13 protein-coding genes and 1 tRNA gene are annotated in these 18,313 nt (G+C 66.4%); 7 read left to right on the forward strand and 7 right to left on the reverse strand.

What is annotated here, in order from left to right; translation table 11 throughout:
• Positions 1-158: 158 nt before the first annotated feature.
• The 3 genes from ACM9LZ_RS03700 to ACM9LZ_RS03710 all read right to left on the reverse strand — a co-directional run bounded on the left by ACM9LZ_RS03700 (position 159) and on the right by ACM9LZ_RS03710 (position 6,796).
• Complete coding sequence (locus ACM9LZ_RS03700) at positions 159-2,450, reverse strand: ATP-binding protein (RefSeq protein ID WP_416617994.1); 2,292 nt, start codon at positions 2,448-2,450, stop codon at positions 159-161.
• A 139-nt stretch (positions 2,451-2,589) separates the two neighbouring features.
• On the reverse strand, positions 2,590-3,804 hold the full coding sequence (odhB, locus tag ACM9LZ_RS03705) for a 2-oxoglutarate dehydrogenase complex dihydrolipoyllysine-residue succinyltransferase (RefSeq protein WP_416617995.1): 1,215 nt from the start codon (positions 3,802-3,804) through the stop codon (positions 2,590-2,592).
• Positions 3,805-3,859: 55 nt separating this feature from the next.
• A complete protein-coding gene (locus tag ACM9LZ_RS03710; protein WP_416617996.1) occupies positions 3,860-6,796 on the reverse strand; it encodes a 2-oxoglutarate dehydrogenase E1 component in 2,937 nt (978 codons plus the stop codon).
• A 243-nt stretch (positions 6,797-7,039) separates the two neighbouring features.
• On the opposite strand from ACM9LZ_RS03710, the gene ACM9LZ_RS03715 reads away from it, so the two are divergent.
• The 3 genes from ACM9LZ_RS03715 (at position 7,040) to ACM9LZ_RS03725 (ending at position 9,926) form a co-directional block, all read left to right on the forward strand.
• Positions 7,040-7,648 carry a TetR/AcrR family transcriptional regulator gene (locus ACM9LZ_RS03715; protein ID WP_416617997.1) on the forward strand — a complete coding sequence of 203 codons (609 nt, stop codon included), beginning with the start codon at positions 7,040-7,042 and terminating at the stop codon, positions 7,646-7,648.
• Between the two features lie 3 nt (positions 7,649-7,651).
• Positions 7,652-8,953, forward strand: a complete 1,302-nt coding sequence (locus tag ACM9LZ_RS03720; protein ID WP_416617998.1) for a hypothetical protein — start codon at positions 7,652-7,654, stop codon at positions 8,951-8,953.
• Positions 8,954-9,014: 61 nt separating this feature from the next.
• Complete coding sequence (locus tag ACM9LZ_RS03725) at positions 9,015-9,926, forward strand: peptidylprolyl isomerase (protein ID WP_416617999.1); 912 nt, start codon at positions 9,015-9,017, stop codon at positions 9,924-9,926.
• 100 nt (positions 9,927-10,026) lie between these two features.
• Here the strand turns inward: ACM9LZ_RS03725 and purF are convergent, their stop codons facing one another.
• The 3 genes from purF to radA are packed head-to-tail and all read right to left on the reverse strand — an operon-like array spanning position 10,027 to position 13,678.
• Positions 10,027-11,481, reverse strand: coding sequence for an amidophosphoribosyltransferase (gene purF / locus ACM9LZ_RS03730; protein ID WP_416618000.1), 1,455 nt, complete (start codon positions 11,479-11,481; stop codon positions 10,027-10,029).
• A gap of 60 nt (positions 11,482-11,541) precedes the next feature.
• Positions 11,542-12,264, reverse strand: coding sequence for a CvpA family protein (locus tag ACM9LZ_RS03735; RefSeq protein ID WP_416618001.1), 723 nt, complete (start codon positions 12,262-12,264; stop codon positions 11,542-11,544).
• A gap of 13 nt (positions 12,265-12,277) precedes the next feature.
• Complete coding sequence (gene radA / locus ACM9LZ_RS03740; protein ID WP_416618002.1) at positions 12,278-13,678, reverse strand: DNA repair protein RadA; 1,401 nt, start codon at positions 13,676-13,678, stop codon at positions 12,278-12,280.
• 271 nt (positions 13,679-13,949) lie between these two features.
• On the opposite strand from radA, the gene ACM9LZ_RS03745 reads away from it, so the two are divergent.
• A complete protein-coding gene (locus tag ACM9LZ_RS03745) occupies positions 13,950-14,288 on the forward strand; it encodes a hypothetical protein (RefSeq protein WP_416618003.1) in 339 nt (112 codons plus the stop codon).
• A gap of 346 nt (positions 14,289-14,634) precedes the next feature.
• On the opposite strand, the gene ACM9LZ_RS03750 is transcribed toward ACM9LZ_RS03745, so the two are convergent.
• Positions 14,635-14,708 (reverse strand) — tRNA-Gln (locus ACM9LZ_RS03750).
• A gap of 347 nt (positions 14,709-15,055) precedes the next feature.
• Between ACM9LZ_RS03750 and ACM9LZ_RS03755 the strand changes: the two genes are divergently transcribed.
• The 3 genes from ACM9LZ_RS03755 (at position 15,056) to ACM9LZ_RS03765 (ending at position 18,236) form a co-directional block, all read left to right on the forward strand.
• Positions 15,056-16,018 carry a Ppx/GppA phosphatase family protein gene (locus tag ACM9LZ_RS03755; protein WP_416618004.1) on the forward strand — a complete coding sequence of 321 codons (963 nt, stop codon included), beginning with the start codon at positions 15,056-15,058 and terminating at the stop codon, positions 16,016-16,018.
• Between the two features lie 145 nt (positions 16,019-16,163).
• Positions 16,164-16,874 (forward strand): RlmE family RNA methyltransferase, encoded by a 711-nt coding sequence (locus ACM9LZ_RS03760; RefSeq protein ID WP_416618005.1) that lies wholly within the window; start codon positions 16,164-16,166, stop codon positions 16,872-16,874.
• Between the two features lie 291 nt (positions 16,875-17,165).
• Positions 17,166-18,236: an HD-GYP domain-containing protein gene (locus ACM9LZ_RS03765; protein ID WP_416618006.1), complete on the forward strand. Its 1,071-nt coding sequence runs from the start codon at positions 17,166-17,168 to the stop codon at positions 18,234-18,236.
• The last annotated feature ends 77 nt before the right edge of the window (positions 18,237-18,313 follow it).

An 18,313-nucleotide genomic window follows, 5' to 3' on the forward strand; every position in this document is an offset into this window, starting at 1 on the left:
CCGGGCGAATATTTCCCCGGCGTCATGGCGCAGTTTCGTGCGTCGTTTACAGGAAGAAGATATATTCTATTGGTCAGGCGCGATCCCTGACTTGGATCAATTTATGGATTTGACTGGATCGCCTTGGTGGAATGCAATAATCGCGGGTGTCGCTTCTTTTATTCTGCCGCGTTGCGCCGGGTCCGGGGCAGCCGGGCCTGGGCATCGGCCAGGATGGCGTCCATGGCGGCCAGGGCCGTATTCATGGGCTGGCCGGGTCGCAGCAGGGCCAGACAATCCCGCAAGGCCTGGGCATCGGCCGTGAAGCCGACGCAGTCCAGCCCGTCCGCCAGCCGCAGGGTGACACGACGAATATCCTTCAGGGGAGGGGGCTTGCGCTCCTCGGCCTGCCGGAATTGCTGACGGGCGTCGGCAACATTCTGTGCCGCCAGCGACAGAAGCCCGTCGACCGCCGGTGTCCCCAGCCGGCCACGCAGCAGCGCCACAGGCCCGGCATCCGCGAGCGGCTGGGGGGCTGATGCCGCCTCTGACGCCCGGCTCGCCTCCGGGATGCTGCCGATGCCGTCAGGCGGGATATGACGCCCCAGCGCGGTCAGCAATTCATCAAGCTTGATGGGCTTGCTCAGGAAGCCCTGCATGCCCACGGCACGGCTGCGGGACACGGTTTCGGGCAGGACATTGGCTGTCAGGGCGATGACGGGAACCGTGGCCATGGGGCCGCCACCGGCCCGCAGCCGTGCCGTGGTTTCAAACCCGTCGAGTCCAGGCATGCCGATATCCATCAGGACCAGCCTGACACGCAGCGTTTCCAGCAGGCGCAGGGCCGTCTCCCCGTCCTCCGCGGTTGTGACCTGGAAGCCCTGCCGGGTAAGAAGCTGTGTTGCGACGAACTGGTTGACGGCATCATCCTCCACCAGCAGCACGGCCGGCCGGCTGGTCCAATAGGGTAACAGGCGGCTGCCCTGGCTGGCCTGGGCGGGGGCGGCGGTCAACGGCATGGGCAGGTCCAGCAAGAAGACGGTGCCATACCCTTCGGCGCTTTCCGCCCGGATGGTGCCGCCCATCATGTCGACCAGCCGCTTGCAGATGGCCAGTCCCAGGCCCACCCCGCCAAAACGCCGGCTGTTGCCCGTCTCCACCTGATAGAAGGCGTCGAACACATGGGGCAGCTTGGCCGGTGGAATGCCGATGCCCGTGTCGGCGACGCTGATCCGGATCAGCGCCGCGCCGGGTGTGATGCTGGCATCGCCGATGCTGGGTTGTTGCCGGCTCACCTCGACCCGGATGCCGCCATGTTCGGTGAACTTGATGGCATTGCCGATCAGGTTCAGCAGGATCTGGCGCAGGCGGGCCTGGTCGATGCTGACATGGCGGGGCACGTCGGGGGCAATGGCGATATCCAGCAGCAGGCCGCCGGCCGCGGCACGCCCGGCCATCAGGTCGATGGCATCATGCAGGCGCTGGTGCAGGTCGGTCGGCTGTGGCAGCAGGGACAGGTGCCCCGCCTCCATGCGGGTGATGTCCAGCAGGTCGTCCAGCAGGGCCATCATCGACTGGCCGGCTTTCTCCATCACCTCCAGCACCTTCTGCTGGGGTGATCCCTTCGGGGGCGGGTCCTGGCGGTGCAGGATTTCCAGCCCGCCCAGCACGGCGTTCACGGGGGTGCGGATCTCGTGACTGACGGCCGCCAGGAACATGGACTTTGCATGGTTGGCCGCCTCCGCCGTCTGGGCCGCGTGGTCGCGCTCCTGTGCGACGCGCGCATTCTCCGCTGATTCCATTTCCAGACGGCGCTGCAGCCATTCGTTGGTCAGCGCCATCATGGCGATGCTGCCCATCACCAGCCCCAGGGTGGTCAGCAGGAAGTTCAGCGATGCGGTCGGGCTGGGCGCGAAAATCCCCTCCGCGTCGGGGTGCAGCAGCAGGTCGGCCAACCGTACCGACAATATCACGGCCATCCCGCCGAAGATGGTGGCGATGGCCACCCACAGCCGCGGCGCCACCTTGCGCCCGTATCGCCAGCATTCGTAGGTGATCAGCAGCTTGATGCCGACAACCCAGATGGTGGCCACGATGGAGCGCAGCACGATGTCGTCGCGCGTCAGCACATCGTAACCCAGGATGGCCGTCATCAGCAGCAGGGAAGCCACCGGCATGGCCAGCCGCGCGCGTCGCCCGTTGAAAAGGCGGATGGAGCCCAGCAGCGCGACCAGCGCCCCACCGACCAGGAAATTGCCAAAGATGACGGCAAACCAGAGCGGCGCGAACCCGCGGCTGGCCAGAACCGCGACGCCCAATCCCACAAGGAAGATGCCGACCGTGAAGTGCGACAGGCCCGGCACGGTCCGCTGACGCCACCAGTAGAGACCCACCGACAGGCCGAGTCCCAGCGCGATCGCCGAAAAGGTGACCAGTTGGGTGATGGTATCGAGGTGCCGAACCAGTTCCATGCCCGCCATCCGCCGGAACGTGTGCCGACAGTTCAAGCATGTCGTGCCCGGCTTGTCATCAAAAGGCTGTTATCCAAAAGAAAAGGCCGTCCCCTGGGGGACGGCCTCTCGCGCACAAGGTTCGGTGCCGATCCGCGGATCAGACATCCAGCAGGATGCGCTCCGGGTTCTCGATGCATTCCTTGACGCGCACCAGGAAGGTCACGGCCTCGCGGCCGTCGATGATGCGGTGGTCATAGGACAGCGCCAGATACATCATGGGCCGAACCTCGACCTTGCCGTTCACGACGACGGCGCGGTCCATGGTCTTGTGCATGCCCAGGATGCCGGATTGCGGCGTGTTCAGGATCGGCGTCGACATCAGCGAGCCATAGACGCCGCCGTTGGAGATGGTGAAGGTGCCACCCGACAGGTCTTCCATGGACAGCTTGCCGTCGCGGGCCTTCTTGCCCAGCTCGCCGATGGTCTTCTCAACGCCGGCGAAGGACAGCTTGTCAGCGTCGCGGACCACGGGAACCACCAGACCCTGCGGCGTGCCCACGGCCACGCCGATATCATAGTAGTTCTTGTAGACAAGATCGGTGCCGTCGATCTCGGCATTGACGGCGGGCAGTTCCTTCAGCGCGACCAGGCAGGCCTTCACGAAGAAGGACATGAAGCCCAGCTTCACGCCGTGCTTCTTCTCGAAGGCGTCCTTCAACTGGTTGCGCATGGCGATCACGTTCGTCATGTCCACCTCGTTGAAGGTGGTCAGCATGGCGGCCGTGTTCTGCGCTTCCTTCAGGCGCTCGGCGATGCGCTGGCGCAGGCGGGTCATGCGCACACGCTCTTCCAGGTCGGCCTTGGCGCGCGGACCGGATGGGGCGGGTGCGGCCTTGGGCGCGGGGGCCGGTGCCGGGGCGGCCTTCGGCGTCTCGATGGCGGCCAGCACGTCGCCCTTGGTCACGCGGCCATCCTTGCCGGTGCCGGCGATGGCGCCGGTATCGACGCCGTTATCCGCTGCGATCTTGGCGGCGGCCGGCATGACCGGGGCCGTGGCGGCCGGTGCGGCGGCAGCGGCGGCCGGCGCAGCGGGTGCCGGGCTGGCCTTGGCCGCGGGGGCCACAGCGGCCCCGGACCCTTCACCGATGGTGCCCAGCAGGGCGCCGACATCGACGTTGGCGCCTTCTTCGGCGACGATCTCCGTCAGCACGCCGGCGGCCTGTGCATTGACCTCCAGCGTCACCTTGTCGGTTTCCAGTTCCACCAGGGCGTCATCGACATTGATGGCGTCCCCGACCTTCTTCAACCAGCGGGCAACCGTCGCTTCCGTGACCGATTCGCCCAGGGTGGGCACCTTGATTTCCGTCGCCATATTCTGTGGCCTTCGTGATTGGATGGTCGTGGGTATGAAAGGATGTTGCCGGCGGTCAGACCGTCAGCGCGTCGTCCAGAAGCTTCGCCTGCTCCTGGTTGTGGCGCTTCAGCATGCCGGTGGCAGGGGCCGCGGATTCGGGCCGGCCGGCATATTTCGGACGGCCCGCCTTGTGCCCGATGCTGGTCAGCACCTTTTCAATGCGGCGGTCGACGAAGTTCCAGCTTCCCTGGTTCTCCGACTCCTCCTGGCACCAGACGACATCGGCGTTCGGATACTTGGCCAGTTCCACGCCCAGCGCATCGGCCGGGAACGGATAGAGCTGTTCCAGGCGGACGATGGCGATGTCCTTGAGGCCCCGGCTCTCGCGTTCCTGGAACAGGTCATAATAGACCTTGCCGGAGCACAGGACCACGCGGCGGATCTTGTCATTGGCCACCAGATCGACGCCCGTTTCGTAAAGGACGCGATGGAAGGTCTGGCCGTTGGTGAACATCTCCAGCGGCGACACGGCCAGCTTGTGGCGCAGCAGCGACTTCGGCGACATCACGATCAGCGGCTTGCGGAAATCGCGGCGGACCTGACGGCGCAGGGCGTGGAAATAGTTGGCCGGCGTCGTGATGTTGCAGACCTGCCAGTTATCCTCGGCCGAGTTCTGCAGAAAACGCTCCAGCCGGGCGGAGCTGTGTTCCGGACCCTGGCCTTCCATGCCGTGCGGCAGCAGCATGACCAGACCGGACATGCGCAGCCACTTCGATTCGGCCGAGCTGATGAACTGATCGATGATGACCTGCGCACCGTTCACGAAATCGCCGAACTGTGCTTCCCAGATGGTCAGCGCATGCGGTTCGGCCAGGGAGAAGCCATATTCGAAGCCCAGCACGGCCGCTTCCGACAGCGGGCTGTCATGCACCTCGAAGGTGGCCTGCTTGCCCGGACGGATATTGTTCAGCGGGATGTACTTCTCTTCATTCTTCTGGTCGATCAGCACGCTGTGCCGCTGGGAGAAGGTGCCGCGGCCCACATCCTGCCCGGACAGGCGCACGGCCGTGCCCTCCACGGCCAGCGTGCCGAAGGCCAGCGCCTCGGCCGTGGCCCAGTCGATGCCCTGGCCCGAGCTGATGGCCTCTGCCTTGGCCTTCAACTGGCGGGCGACCTTGGAATTGACGTTGAAATCGGCCGGCACGCGGGAGATGGCCATGCCCACTTCCGTCAGCAGGTCGGCGGGGACGGCCGTCGTGCCGCGATGCGCATCGGCCTTCGCGGCGGACAGGCCCGCCCACTTGCCTTCCAGCCAGTCGGCCTTGTTGGGCTTGTAGGACATGCCCGCCTGGAATTCGGCTTCCATCCGGGTATTGAACTCGGTGACGAAGCCCTCGGCCTCGTCCTGGCTCAGCACACCTTCAGCGACCAGTTGCTGGGCATAGAGCGCGCGGGTCGTCTGCTGCTTGGCGATGGTCTTGTACATCAGCGGCTGCGTGAACGCCGGCTCGTCGCCTTCATTATGGCCCTGGCGGCGGTAGCAGACGATGTCCACCACCACGTCCTTCAGGAACTTCTGGCGGAATTCGATGGCGATGCGGCTGACATGGATCACCGCTTCGGGATCGTCGCCGTTCACATGGAAGATCGGGGCCTGGATCGACTTGGCCACTTCCGTCGGATACGGGCCGGAACGGCTGTATTGCGGGGCGGTGGTGAAGCCGATCTGGTTGTTGATGATGAAATGGATGATGCCGCCCGTGCGGTAGCCCTTCAGTTCGGACAGCAGCAGCGTTTCCGGCACCAGCCCCTGGCCGGCAAAGGCGGCGTCGCCATGCAGCAGCACGCCCAGCACGTTCCAGCGGCTTTCGTCGGACGGCGGCACCTGCCCGGAAATCTGGCACTGCTTGGCCCGCACGCGGCCGCAGACGACCGGGTTCACGACCTCCAGATGCGACGGGTTGGGCGACAGCGACAGGTGGATGGTGTTGCCATCGAAATCACGGTCGCTGGACGTCCCCATATGGTACTTCACGTCGCCGGAGCCCTGGACATCCTCGGGGTTCGCGGGGTTGCCCTGGAACTCGCTGAAGATGGCCTTGAAGGGCTTGCCCATCACATTGGCCAGCACGTTCAGGCGGCCGCGATGGGCCATGCCCAGCACGATCTCCTTCAGGCCCAGCTGGCCGCCGCGCTTCATCACCTGTTCGATGGCCGGCACCAGCACCTCGCCGCCTTCCAGGCCGAAGCGCTTGGTGCCCGTGTATTTCACTTGGCAGAACTTCTCGAACCCTTCCGCCGCCGTCAGGCGTTGCAGGATGGCCTTCTTGCCATTCACCGTGAAATCGGTCTGGTTGCGGATGCCTTCGATACGTTCCTGGATCCAGGCCTTCTGCTCGGGATCCTGGATATGCATGAACTCCACGCCGATCGAGCCGCAATAGGTGCGATGCACCGCGTCCACGATCTGGCGCAGGGTGGCCGTCTCCATCCCCAGCACGTTGTTGATGAAGATCGGGCGGTCCAGGTCGGCGTCGGTGAAGCCGTAATGGCGGTAGTCCAGTTCCGCATGCTCGGCCCGCTTGTCCAGGCCCAGCGGGTCCAGCTTGGCCAGCAGATGGCCGCGCACCCGGTAATTGCGGATCAGCATCAGGGCGCGCAGGCTGTCCAACTGTGCCTGGCGGACCTGCTCGGGCGTGAAGCCGTTGGCGACCGGTGCCGCGGCCGCCGCGGGGGCGGCCGCCTTGTCGCCCTTGCCCGGCTTGGCCGGCACGGCGTCCGGATCGGCGGCCCCGATGACCCTGGCGGTCGACTTCGCCCAGGACGCACCGTTCAGCTCCGCCAGGATGGCATGACCGTCATCGCCCAGATCGGCGAAGAAGGCCTGCCAACTTGCGTCGACGGAGGCGGGGTCCTGTCTGTAACGGGCGTAGAGTTCCGCGATGAAGGTGCCGTTGGCGCCGAAAAGGAAGGAAAGGCGCTCACTCGGGGCTTGGTCGTAGGGGGCCATTGGGGATTCCGGTCGGAAAGGCCGTGGTGCGGAGCCGCACCGGGCCGGGTGCAAAGGCATGAAATTCCGCGACGGTTGTACGTCAGTGCAACGGTGTCATCAATATGCAGGTCTGCCGTGGCAGCCTTTTGCCTGTAGCACGGGTAGGGTGGATAGCCGGACAAAGGTCGATGCCGTCATCCGGCCGTGTTACAGATAGGAACCCGTCGCGCCAAATCCAGGGAAAATCGGGAAAAATCGCCCATGACACGCCAGCCCCGCGCCGAACTCGCCAAAGCCGTCCTGCACGAGGCGCGCAAACTGGTCGCTGACCACGGACTGGCCGCGCTCACCGCCAGGACTTTGGCGCAGGCGGTCGGTTGCTCTGTCGGGACCCTGTACAACCTGTACCCGAACCTTGATACCGTGCGCCTGCATCTGAACGCGGAACTGCTGGACCGCCTGCAGGTCGTGATGGCCGCCGCCGATGCGGCCGTGCCCGCGGATGCGGCCGTGGAGACACGGCTGCTGGCGCTGGCCAACGCCTATCTTTCGTTCGCACGCTCCAACCTGAACCTGTTCCAGACCCTGATCGACAACCGGCCGCCCGTCCTGACCGAACCGCTGCCCGACTGGCTGCTGGAACGGATCGTGCGCCTGCGCCGGGGGGTGGAGGCGGCGGTCGCCCCGCTGGTGCCCGATGCGGGGGCGGAGCGGCTGGAACGCGCGGCCACCACCATCTGGGCCGCCGTCAACGGCCTGGTGGAGGGCATCGTGTCGGGCAACCTGGCCCCCGTCAGCAGCGCCGACCCCGAATTGCTGATGAGCGAGCTGGTGGAGATGCTGGCCGCGGGCCTGCGGGCCAGGGGGTAGGCCATGGGCCGTGCAGTCACTGCCATCCTGTCATGCGTGCTGCTGGCCCTGCCCGTGTCGGCTGCGGAGCCGGCGGATCCGGCACCGGCGGAAACGCCCGCCGAAAGGGCGCTGGCCGTCCGGCTGTGTGCCGCGCTGACGGTTGCCATCGACAATGTGCCGGGGCGGGGACCCGCATTCCTGCGTTCCTACGACGCCCCGTCGGGCCAGGGCGCGCCGGAGGAGCCGGCGCTGGCCACGGCGGCCTTCACCTATGACAATGCGCTGGCCGCCATCGCCCTGGTGGCCTGTGGCCGCGCGGCCAAGGCGCGGCGTATCGGCGACGCGCTGCTGGCAGCTGTGGAGCATGACCGCGCCGGGGCCGACGGGCGGCTGCGCACGGCCTATCGCGCCGGCCCGCAGCAGGAATTCCCGATTCCACCCAATGGCTGGTGGAATCAGCGGCGGCAGCGCTGGGAGGAGGATGCCTATCAGGTGGGCACCGCCACCGGCAATGTCGCCTGGGCCGGGCTGGCTCTGCTGACCTTGGGTGATGTCCTGGACGAGCCCAGATACCATGCCGGGGCCGCGGCGCTGGGCGCCTGGGTTCTGGCCCGGACGGCGGATGACCGGGGGCCGGGTGGCTTCACGGGCGGGGTTCACGGATATGACGGCGAGACCGTGGCGCTGACCTGGAAATCAACGGAACATAATGTCGATCTGGTGGCGCTGTTCGGCTGGCTGGAACGCGCCGGTGCCGCGGGCGGGGACTGGGCCGGGGGCCGGGCGGCGGCGCGGGGCTTCCTGGACAGCTTGTGGCGGGCCGACAGCGGCCATTTCCCCACGGGCACCCTGCCCGACGGCGTGACGGTCAATGACGGCAATTCGGGCCTGGATGCGCAGCTCTGGCCCCTGATGCTGCCAGGGGCGCCGGACGAATGGCGCCGCGCGCTGGCCTATGCCGACGCGGCGCATGGTGTCGGCGGCGGCTATGATTTCAACGCCGACCGCGATGGCGTCTGGGTGGAAGGCACGGCGCAGGCGGCGCTGGCCTGGCGCATTGCGGGCGACCGGGAACGGTCCGATGCGCTGCTGGAAGGGCTGGCGGCGGATGTCAGCCCCGGCGGCTATCTGTGGGCCACGCGCAGCGACCGTGTTTCCACCGGCTTCGCCATCGGCCCCGACAGCGCGGAAGCGGATTTCTTCTATCACCGCCAGCCGCACCTTGGGGCCACGGCCTGGGCCGTGCTGGCGGCCAGGGGCTGGAACCCCTTTGCGGGCCGGCGTATCGGCGGGCCCAGCGGCGGGCCCAGCGGCGGGCCTTGAGGGCCGGGGCGCCTTCTGGGATGCTGCCGGTCCATCGGCAATCCATCACAAGAAGAAGCCCATGCGCCCGACCCTGTCCGCCGCCGCCCTGGCCCTGGCCCTGGCAGCCCCCGTTTCCATCCCCGCCGCCGCGTCGGCGGCCGCACACCCGACACAGGCGGAGGTGCTGGCCGCCTCGCCCGCGTCGGACTGGCGCGCGCCCGTGCCGGAGAACACGCTTTATCTGGAACTGCCGGCCGGGCGGGTTATCATCGAACTGGCCCCCGGCTTCGCGCCCGCGCATGTGGACAATATGCGCAAGCTGGCGCGGGAACATTGGTATGACGGCACCTTCATCGTGCGGGTGCAGGACAATTACGTCACGCAATGGGGAATGCCGGAGGAAACGCCCCGGCCCATGAAGACCGCCCTGGACCGGCTGGCGCCGGAATTCACGGTGAAGGACGGGGCGGCGGCCTTGCCCTTCACCGTCTCGCCCGATCCCGATGCCTATGCGCCGGAAGTCGGCATTTCCGACATCTTCCCCGCCGCCCGCGATCCGCGGACGGGAGAAGCCTGGATGACCCATTGCTATGGCATCGTCGGGGTGGGGCGCGGCTATGCGCTGGACAGCGGCAGCGGTGCCGAACTCTACACCGTCATCGGCCACAGCCCCCGCCCGCTGGACCGGGTGATCACCCTGGTCGGGCGCGTGCTGAAGGGGATGGAACTGCTGACGGCGCTGCCGCGCGGCACGGGGCCGCTGGGTTTCTATGAAAAGGCCGAACAACGGGTGCCGATCCACAGCGTGCGCCTGGCCGCGGACCTGCCCGCGACGGAACGGGAACGGATCGAGGTGCTGTCCGGCCAGTCCGCGACCTATGTGAAATGGCGCGAGGCGCGGCGCTTCCGCCAGGATGATTTCTTCATCCGGGCGGCCGGCCATATCGATGTCTGCAATGCGATGCCTCCGGTGCGCAGCATCGACGGCTGAGCGGCCGCCACCGGGCGGCACAGACCGGGCCCTGTGTTCCGATCGATGCCGGGATGCGCCGATGCCGCCTTGCGGGCAGCCCGGCGCATCTCCGCCGGGATCAGGCCCGCTTGGCGCCGATATAGGCCACGTCGGCGCGCGGGGTGCTGTCGAAATCGGTCAGCGGAATCGGATATTCGCCCGTGAAGCAGGCGTCGCAATATTGCGGCAGGTCGCTTTCGCGCCTGGCATGGTCCAGCGACTTGTAAAGCCCGTCCAGGCTGATGAAGGCCAAACTGTCGGCATTGATATAGCGCTGCATCTCCTCCACCGTCATGCGGTGGGCCAGCAGCTTTTCCTTCTCCGGCGTGTCGATGCCGTAGAAGCAGCTATGGCTGGTCGGCGGGCTGGAGATGCGCATATGCACTTCCTTGGCGCCGGCGTCGCGCATCATCTCCACGATCTTCACCGACGTGGTGCCGCGCACGATGCTGTCATCGACCAGGATGATGCGCTTGCCCTCGATGAAATGCCGGTTGGCATTATGCTTCAGCTTCACGCCCAGGCGGCGGATCTTGTCCGTCGGCTGGATGAAGGTGCGGCCGACATAATGGTTGCGGATGATGCCCAGGTCGAAGGGGATGCCGCTCTGCTCGGCATAGCCCAGCGCGGCGGGTACGCCGCTGTCCGGCACGGGGATGACCAGATCGGCATCCACATGGCTTTCGATGGCCAGTTGCTGGCCGATCTTCTTGCGCACGCCATAGACGGAATGGCCTTCCATGAAACTGTCCGGCCGGGCGAAATAGATATATTCGAAGATGCAGAACTTGGACGCGGTATTCTGGAAGGGCCGCAGGCTCTGGACACCGTTGCGGTCCAGCACCACCATTTCCCCCGGTTCGATGTCGCGCACGTAATCGGCGCCGATAATGTCCAGCGCCACCGTTTCCGACGCCAGCACATGGCTGTCGCCCAGCCGGCCCAGCACCAGCGGGCGCACGCCATACGGGTCGCGCACGCCGACCACCTGGTCCTTGGCCATGCAGACCAGGGAATAGGCGCCTTCGATCTGGCGCAGCGCATCGACCAGCCGGTCGATGACGCTGCCGTTCCGGCTGGTCGCCATCAGGTGGATGATGGTTTCGGTGTCCGACGTGGACTGGAACAGGCAGCCGCGGCGCACAAGCTGCCGGCGGAGCTGCATGGCGTTGGTCAGGTTGCCGTTATGGGCCAGGGCGAAGCCGCCGAACTCGAACTCGGCGAACAGCGGCTGCACGTTGCGCAGGCTGCGCTCGCCCGTCGTGGCATAGCGGACATGGCCGATCGCGACCTCGCCCGTCAGGTTGCGCATGACCGTTTCGCTACCGAAAATATCGCCGACCTGCCCCAGGGCGCGGTGCTGTGGAAAGTCCTGGCCGTCGAAACTGACGATGCCGGCCGCCTCCTGCCCGCGATGCTGGAGCGCATGCAGCCCCAGCGCCACGAGCGCCGCCGCATCCTGGGGACCATACACACCGAAGACGCCGCACTCCTCGCGCAGCTTGTCGTCGTCGAAGGGATGGGTCGTAAGCATGGGCAGAACGCCTTTCGCGGCTGAGGATGTGTCCGGTTATGTCGAGTTGGCGGGCCGGGTCTAGCGTTGGTCCCCGTCGGGACGTCGATCCGGTTCAAGGAACGGTTGGTCGGTGCTTTTGATCACCTGGTCGAGACGGCCGAGATCATCGGCATTATAGCCGCGATCGGTCTCCGGCACAGCCGCGTTCCCCGCAGATGTGGGGCGCGGATTGGCCAGCCTTTCCAGGGTGCGCCGGGCGTTCTCCGCCTCTTCCAGCCTGTGGCGCGCGCGCTCCGCCTCCCGCTGTGCCGGCGTCAGGTCGGCATTGGGCAGGAAGCCGCGCAACATGTCAGCCCCGGTTTCCAGATAGGGACGGGACTTCGCCTCGCGCAGCCAGACGGGTTGTTCCGGCCACAGCCAGGCGGCGAAAAGATAGGCCAGCGACACCAGCACCGCCCCGCGCACGATGCCGAACGCGAATCCCAGTGACCGGTCGATGGCCGACAGGCTGCTTTCCTGCACCCGACCCGAAATGGCACCGGTCAGCAGGGACAGCGCGATCAGCGAGCCCGTGAACAGGCCCAGGATGGTCACGCCGTCGGCAACATATTGGGTATCGATATGGGCACGGGTGAAGGGGGCTGCCACGGGAAACAGCCATAATGTCGCAAGTGCCGCCCCGATCCAGGCCGCCACCGACAGCACCTCGCGCACGAAACCGCGCGCGAAGGCCATCAGGGCGGAGATCAGCAGGATGATGATGACCGCGATATCGACCGGGTTCAGGCTGCTGGCTTCCATGACGGCTTCCCCCTCAATCCCGGCCGCGCGGCGGACGGGGCGGCGCATCCGCCTGGAACAATGGCAGCAGGTCGGACAAATGGTCCAGTTCGACGCGCCGCAGCCCGTCGGCCGAACCACCACCGCGCGCGCGGCGCGGCTGCGGCATCAGGGCGCGGTTGAAGCCCAGCTTGGCGGCTTCCTTCAGCCGCTGGTCGGTCTGGCTGACGGCCCTGATCTCCCCTGACAGCCCGATTTCCCCGAACACCACGGCGTCGGCCGGCACGGGTTCCCCCGTCAGGCTGCTGATCAGCGCCGCGGCCACGGCCAGGTCGGCCGCCGGTTCGGAAACCTTCAGCCCGCCGGCCACCGACAGATAGACGTCGTTGGCCCCGATGGCCACGCCGCAGCGCGCCTCCAGCACGGCCAGCACCATGGCCAGGCGCGACGTGTCCCAGCCCACCACGGCCCGGCGCGGTGTGCCCAGCGGGGACGGCGCGACCAGGGCCTGGACCTCCACCAGCACGGGGCGCGTACCCTCCAGCCCGGCGAAGACGGCGGTGCCCGTGATATCGCGGCGGCGGTCGGCCAGGAACAGTTCGGACGGGTTGGGGACCTCCACCAGCCCGTCCTCCCCCATCTCGAACACCCCGATCTCGTCGGTCGGGCCGAAACGGTTCTTCACGGCGCGCAGGATGCGGAACTGGTGCCCCCGTTCCCCTTCGAAATAAAGCACGGTGTCGACCATGTGTTCCAGCACGCGGGGCCCGGCGATCTGCCCGTCCTTGGTGACATGGCCGACGATCAGCAGGGTGATGCCCCGGCGCTTGGCCACGCGGATCAGTTCGGCCGCGCAGGACCGGACCTGGGCCACGGTGCCCGGCGCGCTGTCCAGCGTGTCGATATACATGGTCTGGATCGAATCGATGACGGCGACCTGCGGTCCGTCGGGGGCTTCCAGGCTGGCCACGATGTCGCGGACATTGTTGGCCGATGCCAGTTGCACGGGCGCGTTGGCCAGCCCCAGACGGGCGGCACGCATGCGCACCTGATCCACCGCCTCTTCCCCGCTGATATAGGCGCAGCGCGTTTCCTGTGCCAGGCAGCAGGTGACCTGCAGCAGCAAGGTGGACTTGCCGATGCCGGGATCGCCGCCGACCAGCAGGGCCGAGCCATTGACCAGCCCGCCGCCGCATACACGGTCGAATTCCTGGATGTGGGTCATGCGGCGGGGCGCATCCTTGGACACGCCGGAAAGGGCCACGAACTCTATGCGCCGCCCGCTGCCGGATTTGCCCAGCCCCTTGGGCATGGCATCGGCGGCCTGCTCCTCCACCAGCGTGTTCCATTCCCCGCAGGCATCGCATTTACCCGACCATTTGGGGTAATACGCCCCGCAATTCTGGCAGACATATCGGCTGGTGGCGCGGGCCAAGGTCGTGCAGGCTCCAGGGGTCGGGGGACGCGCCTTATATAGACGCATCATGCTGCCAAGGGGAGCCCTTCATAACACGGATGCAACATGCGCAAGGGCTGGCCGTAAGGGCTATCCCGTCGGGGGGCGGCAGGGCCGGCCCGGGGGGCGCATACGATACGTTCGATCAGATAAGCGAATGGATAGCTTGCCTGTTCATGTGGCAATGGTCAGGTTTGAAACATGCGGTCATGCTTGATCCGCGCGTTCACAATGCAAGGACCTCCCCGCCATGGGCCAAGTCATCCCCTTTCCCCGCCCGCAGGGCGCGACACGGGTTGCCGCCCTGGCCAACAGTCTGGTTGCCACCAATGCGGCACTGCCCCAATTGCTCTCGGTCATGGGGGATGTGGGGCGTTCCACGGAGGCGCTGTGCCGGTCCTTCCAGGACAGCCTGCTGCAATTGAGCGCATCGTTCGATGAGGCATTGATGCTGAATGCCGCCCATCGCCGCCTGCAACGGGCGACGCAGGACGCCATGGAACTGGCCGCCACCGATCCGGAAAAGGCGGCCTTGAGGCTGGCCGAACTGCGCGCCGATTACGCCCGCATCAATTGCCAGGGTTCCTGACGGACGGCAGGGAACGGGGCTGTTCACCTTATACTATTTTGCGGTGACCAGAACCTATAGGTTCTGGTCACCGTCCTCAATTGCCGGCGCCAACATTCGTTGGCTTGGCTGCGCCGCACGAGCGGCGCGGCGGCGGCCGCCGCCGGACCAACTGGCGATGAGTTCTACTCATCGCCAGTTGGTATTACCTCACCTCACCGCGCCCCTGGGCGCAACAGGTCACCTCACCTCACCGCGGAGGCGCCAGGCCGCGTCGGCTGGCGATGCATGCAAGGATCGGCCTGTAAGGCTATCCGTCCGGATGCCGGCCTTGTATCAGCAGGAAATATGCGATCTCGGGAAGAGGTGGCTGGGGGACTAGGATTCGAACCTAGACTGGCGGAGTCAGAGTCCGCTGTCCTACCGTTAGACGATCCCCCATCCGAACCGGCGTCCGGTGCCGCACTTGGCGACCCGCCGTCGGGGTGGGCGGGCTTATAGCACCGGGTTTCGGGGTTGTGAACCCCTTATCTTCACAAAAAACGCACGGGTCGTCCGCCGGGTGGCGGGGCTGCCCACGGGGTGGCCAGTCCGCCAGCCGGGCGGGCAGGCCTGCTTGAACGGTGCTTGCGGGCTGTCGGTCTTCAGTTACGATGGCACGACGGTTTCAACATGGCAGATGTCGCTGGGATTTGGCAGTCGTGGAAGGTGGTGTTGCAGACAGGGGCGGCTCTGACCGCTGTGGGCCGCCGGCGTCGGAGCCGGCGACAGCCGGTTGTCGCTCGCCCGTGCTGGCGGCACTGGATCTGGGCACCAACAATTGCCGCCTGCTGATCGCGAAGCCGGCGCGTGAGGGGTTCCGTGTCATCGACGCCTTTTCCCGCATCGTCCGTCTGGGCGAGGGGCTGTCGCGCAGCGACCGGCTGTGCGACGACGCGATGGCCCGCACGGTCCAGGCGCTGAAGGTCTGCCGGTCCAAGATGGAACGCCGCGGGGTCAGCCACCTGCGCGCCGTCGGGACGGAGGCCTGCCGCCGCGCCGGCAATTGCGACGAGTTCCTGAGCCGTGTGGAGGGGGAGACCGGTCTGAGGATCGAGATCATCAGCACGCGGGAGGAGGCGCGGCTGGCACTGGCCGGCGTGGCTCCGCTGCTGGATGCCAGGATCCCCAACGCCCTGGTCTTCGATATCGGCGGTGGTTCCACCGAGCTGATCTGGATCGAACTGGTGCGCGGTCGCCCGCGCGTCATCGATCAGATATCGGTGCCGCTGGGCGTCGTCAACCTGACGGAGACTTATGGCGGCGACCGCGTCTGTCCCCTGGATTACCGGCGCATGATGGACAGGGTGGGGGCCGGACTGGGCGATTTCGACGAGCGTAACGGCATCGCCCGCGCTGTGGCGGAAGGGCGGGTGCAGATGCTGGGCGCCTCGGGCACCGTCACGACGCTGGCCGGCATTCAGATGGGTCTGGAACGCTATGACAGGTCGCGGGTGGATGGCGCCTTCCTGGATCGCGACAAGGCGCGCAGCATCTCCGACACGCTGCTGGGGCTGGATTACATGGGCCGGGCCGGCCAGCCCTGCGTCGGTCGCGACCGGGCCGATCTGGTGATTGCCGGCTGCGCCATCCTGGATGCCATCTGGCGCCAATGGCCGGTGCCGCAATTGCGCATCGCCGACCGTGGCGTGCGTGAAGGCATCCTGTGCGAACTGGCCGCCGCCGCCCGCCGTCGGCGGGGCCGGGGCTAGCGGTTTCGGATGACCGGAAACGGTGCCGGCGCCTGGTGAAGGGCAGGGTAGGGCTGGGTTGCGGCCCTACCCCCTTGTGCCGGGGGGCGTTCGGGGGAATGCTACCTGCCTGATCCTTCATTTCCGTTCCGATGGCGCCTGTCCCATGAGCAAATCCTCCGGCAACATTCCCACCGGCCGCGGCCAGTCCGTCCGCGTGAAGACCGCCAAGCGCCGGTCGGTGTCATCGGCGCGCTGGCTGGAACGGCAACTGAACGACCCCTATGTCGCCGAAGCCCGCAAGCGCGGCCTGCGCAGCCGCGCGGCGTTCAAGCTGCTGCAGCTTGACGAGAAGTTCGGCCTGCTGAAGCGCGGGCAGCGCATCGTCGATCTGGGCGCCGCGCCCGGCGGCTGGACACAGGTGGCGGTCGACAAGTCGAAGTCCGACCAGGGTGGCACCGGCCAGGTGGTCGGGCTGGATTTGCTGGAGATGGAGCCCGTGCCCGGCGCCACCACCTTCCAGATGGATTTCACGACCGACGAGGCGCCGGCCCGGCTGAAATCCCTATTGAACGGCCCGGCCGATATCGTGATGTCGGACATGGCGGCCAACACGACGGGCCACACCCAGACCGATCATCTGCGCATCATGGGTCTGGCCGAAATGGCCTATCAGTTCGCGACCGAAGTGCTGGCGCCCGGCGGGCATTTCATCTGCAAACTGTTCCAGGGCGGGGCGGAGCGTGAATTGCTGGCCCGCATGAAGCAGGACTTTGCCAGCGTCCGCCATGCGAAGCCGGCCGCCAGCCGACAGGACAGCAGCGAGACCTATCTGGTCGCCATGGGTTTCCGTGGTGCAACCCCGCCGCAGGCCTGACGCCGGGCGCGATTGCGCAAGGTTGGTTTCCATTCTGGCAAAAGTAATGCCGCGCCGATCGCGTCATATCCGGAAGGGCCGGGGCGGGGTGGTATTTCCATAGGTGTAGTACAACCCGTTTGAAGGGCTGATCCAACTGAGATAAATTGTTGGCTTGGCGGCTCCAGTAAGGGGAGCCCGCTCCATTTGAGCGGGTGTGGTTCGTCCGGTGACAGGACGAATCCGACTTCAATTCTCGGGAAAGGGGATATTTGGTCGCCACTTGCGCAAACCGTGGGGCTTGGAATGCAGATGGCTATCAATATACCCGATGAAATATCGCTTAGTTCGGCACGGCTTCTGGTCATAGATGATATGCAGGTCAGCGTTGATCTGCTGATCTGTATTCTTCGCCGGGCCGGGCTGGCGCATATATCCGCGACAACTGATCCGCTGGAAGGGCTCAATTTGTGCCTTGTTTCGCCGCCGGATCTTGTGTTGCTGGATTATTGCATGCCGGGCCTGGACGGCCCGGCCTTCATCGAGGCGATGAACCAGGCCCTGGGCGATGATGCCCCGCCCGTGCTGATCATCACGGCCCATGATGCCGGCAATATGCGCCGCCGCGCGCTGGAAACCGGTGCCATCGATTATGTCACCAAGCCCTTCACCGACTGGGAAATACTGACCCGTGCCCGCAACCTGTTGCGGCTGAACATGCTGTATCGCAGCCAGCGTTCGCTTTCCCGCTTCCTGGAGGAGCAGGTACGGGCGCGCACGGCCGAACTGGAGCATACGCGCGCGGAGATCATCCATCGCCTGTGCAATGCGGGGGAGTTCCGGGACGAGGATACGGGCCGGCATGTGGCACGGATCGGACAATTATCGGCCCGGCTGGCGGCCCTGGCCGGGCTTGACGACGGGTTCGTGCAGCGGCTGGGGGCCGCGGCCCCGCTGCATGACATCGGCAAGATCGGCATTCCGGACAGGGTCCTTTTGAAGCCGGGCAAGCTTGATCCCGCAGAATGGAACGTGATGCGCAGCCACTGCGCCCTGGGCGCGCAAATCCTGGCGGGCAGCGGCCTGCCGCTGCTGGACCTGGCGTCGGAGATCGCACTCAGCCATCACGAAAAATGGGATGGGGGCGGCTATCCGCGCGGACTGTCGGGCACCGATATCCCGCTGTCGGGCCGGATCGTCGCCGTTTGCGACGTGTTCGACGCGCTGCTGTCGCACCGGCCTTACAAACAGCCCTGGTCCATGGATCGTGCGCTGGCCTATATCGGAGAGGTGGCGGGCAGTCACCTGGACCCCGACATCGCACAGCTTTTCCTGGACAACCGGGAGGAGATGATCGGCATCCGGCTGGACATGGCGGACTGATACCAACGTGCGATGAGTAGAATTCATCGCACGTTGGTCCGGCGGCGACTGCCACAGCACCGCTCGTGCGGCGTCGC

This window comes from Niveispirillum fermenti (assembly GCF_048066175.1).
GTDB lineage: Bacteria > Pseudomonadota > Alphaproteobacteria > Azospirillales > Azospirillaceae > Niveispirillum > Niveispirillum fermenti.